This is a genomic window from Agrococcus casei LMG 22410, from assembly GCF_900163565.1.
Classification (GTDB): domain Bacteria; phylum Actinomycetota; class Actinomycetes; order Actinomycetales; family Microbacteriaceae; genus Agrococcus; species Agrococcus casei.
The window spans coordinates 1-2,043 of record NZ_FUHU01000024.1 but is presented as its reverse complement, the minus strand read 5'-3'; the positions used below and the strand labels follow the sequence as shown (position 1 = coordinate 2,043).

Sequence of the window (2,043 nt, the reverse complement as noted above, 5' to 3'; positions counted from 1 at the left end):
TGGTGGTTTTTGGGGTGGTGCGCGGTTGTGCATTGTTTCTCCTTTATCGATCTGACGTGTCTAGTTTATCGATGTGGTCGGGCGATGTCAACCCCCTGTTGACGGCCGGTTGTGGGGGAGGTGTTGACCTCCCCCACGGTCGTTAGGCTTCCTCGGCCTCGTAGGGTTCCCAGCTGTCGATTTCGTAGGGGAAGTCGACGTTGTAGATGTCGGTTATGTGGTCTTCGATGACTGAGATGTCGGTCTCCTCGCGGGCGATGTTCTGTGCGTCGTCTTCGTTCTGGGCGGTGACGGTGTGGGTGATGGAGATGGTTGCTGTGATGGTGACGTCGATTCCGACTGTGTAGTCGCGTTCTCGGGTGATGCCGCCGTGTTCGCGGACGATGCTGTCGTACATGCTGCACATGTTGTGTTCGTCGGCGAGTTCGCCGGTTTGTGACCAGAGGGTGATGAGGCGGTGGTCGCTGGCGTCGATGTCGCCGGTGTTGAGGTGTGCTGCTTGTGCTTTGAGGTGTGCGACGCGGCGGGTGAGTTCGGTGGCGAGGTGCGTGCTGGTGCTGGTGGTGGTTGCCAGTGTGGTGGTGTTCATGTTTTCCTCCTCGGTTGGGGTAATCGATCTGACATGTATAAAGTTACTGGCAACCTCTGACACCGTAGTGAGCCGGTCGGTGTGACCGGCTCACGGGTGGGTTAGTCGATGCGGTTGGCCAGTCGTGGTGACACGGCCAGGTTGTGGATGCCAGGGGGGATGCTGATTCCCGACTGCTCGGCAAGCCATTCGTGTGAGCCGTTTTCGCGCATTGCTTCGAGTGTTTGTGCTTGCGCATCTTCTTCGGACATTGCTTCGACGATGACGGGGTATTCGAGGCTGATGCGCATGTGGACTCGGTATGGAGCTCGAGGCCGGGGGAGTCCCACGGCGTTTGCCATGGTTTCGTATTCCCGTCGCACGCCTTCGCTGATGGCCGACTCGTACAGTTTCTCTCCTAGTGCGGCGACTCGGGGGTCGTCCCAGGATTCGATCTGTGTGGTGTTGAGTACGCGGATCTCGGCCTCGAGGCGTTCTGCTTCGGCGGTGAGGCGTGCGACTGCCTGTTCGGGGGTTTCGGCGCCGATGGTGGCGGTGGTGATTTCGGTGTTCATGGGTTCCTCCTCGGTTGGGATAATCGATCTGACATGTATAAAGTTACCGGCGACCTCTGACACGAGGCCGCCGGGTCGGTGCTAGGTGGTCGGTACGGTCTCCGCGCGTGCGGCGTGCTCGAGTTCAGGCAGCCAGTCGGAGAGAGGAGCCAGTTGGCAGTAGTTCAGCAGGGCATCCATATCGAGACTGAGTGTGTCGCCAGTGGTTTCGTTCGAGCCAAGCAGCAGGACGTTGCCAAAGATTGGCCGGAAGTACCGGCTGGATACCGACGCGAAGGTCGTTGCCAGTGGATTGAGCACGGGGGAGCCTGTCAGCAGACCCTCTTCATCCGCCCACATATCGATGGAGTCCCACAGCGTGACGCACTCCACAGTGCGGCAGTCGATCAGTTCGTACATGGTCTCGAGAGACGCGATCCCACGCTCTGCGTCGTAGGGAATCGCAATGCGCGAGACATCGCCGTCGGTCGTGACCCGAAGGCCGGTGATGGTGGTGTTCATGATTTCCTCCTGTAGATAGTTACTCGATCTGACATCTATAAAGTTACCGGCAACCTCTGACACGAGCGCGAAGACCCGCATGTCATCGTCGTGGTTTCAGCGCCGCGCGCGGCGCACACAGGGGAGGCAACAGCACACACGCACGATGTAGCAGAGAAGCCCCACAGTCCAGCCCTAGAGCCTGCAGGAGCGGCGTAGGCGGGGATATCGGCTATCGACTCAACAGCGCAAAAAGGTGAATAGCGATGAGCAGCGAAAACGAGCGCAGTCGATATGGCACCGATCGGCGCAGCCGGACGGTGCAGCCGGACGGTGCCCAGCCGGCGCAGCCGGCGACCCCGCGTCTCGGGCGGCTTGCCGCCCGATTGTCCTCAGCGCGCAGCGCTGGGGCAGGCACCG

General features: G+C 60.4%; 3 protein-coding genes. All 3 read right to left on the bottom strand.

The window, feature by feature from the left end:
* Positions 1-142 precede the first annotated feature (142 nt).
* Positions 143-589: a hypothetical protein gene (locus CZ674_RS04700; RefSeq protein ID WP_086991381.1), complete on the bottom strand. Its 447-nt coding sequence runs from the start codon at positions 587-589 to the stop codon at positions 143-145.
* Between the two features lie 101 nt (positions 590-690).
* Positions 691-1,143: a hypothetical protein gene (locus CZ674_RS04695; RefSeq protein WP_086991380.1), complete on the bottom strand. Its 453-nt coding sequence runs from the start codon at positions 1,141-1,143 to the stop codon at positions 691-693.
* Between the two features lie 81 nt (positions 1,144-1,224).
* Positions 1,225-1,644: a DUF3846 domain-containing protein gene (locus tag CZ674_RS04690; RefSeq protein WP_159456897.1), complete on the bottom strand. Its 420-nt coding sequence runs from the start codon at positions 1,642-1,644 to the stop codon at positions 1,225-1,227.
* Positions 1,645-2,043: the final 399 nt, after the last annotated feature.

What these genes read in the sequence shown, in the direction of transcription:
- CZ674_RS04700 (WP_086991381.1), bottom strand. Translation starts at nt 589, where the DNA reads ATGAACACCACCACACTGGCAACCACCACCAGCACCAGCACGCACCTC.
- CZ674_RS04695 (WP_086991380.1), bottom strand. Translation starts at nt 1,143, where the DNA reads ATGAACACCGAAATCACCACCGCCACCATCGGCGCCGAAACCCCCGAA.
- CZ674_RS04690 (WP_159456897.1), bottom strand. Translation starts at nt 1,644, where the DNA reads ATGAACACCACCATCACCGGCCTTCGGGTCACGACCGACGGCGATGTC.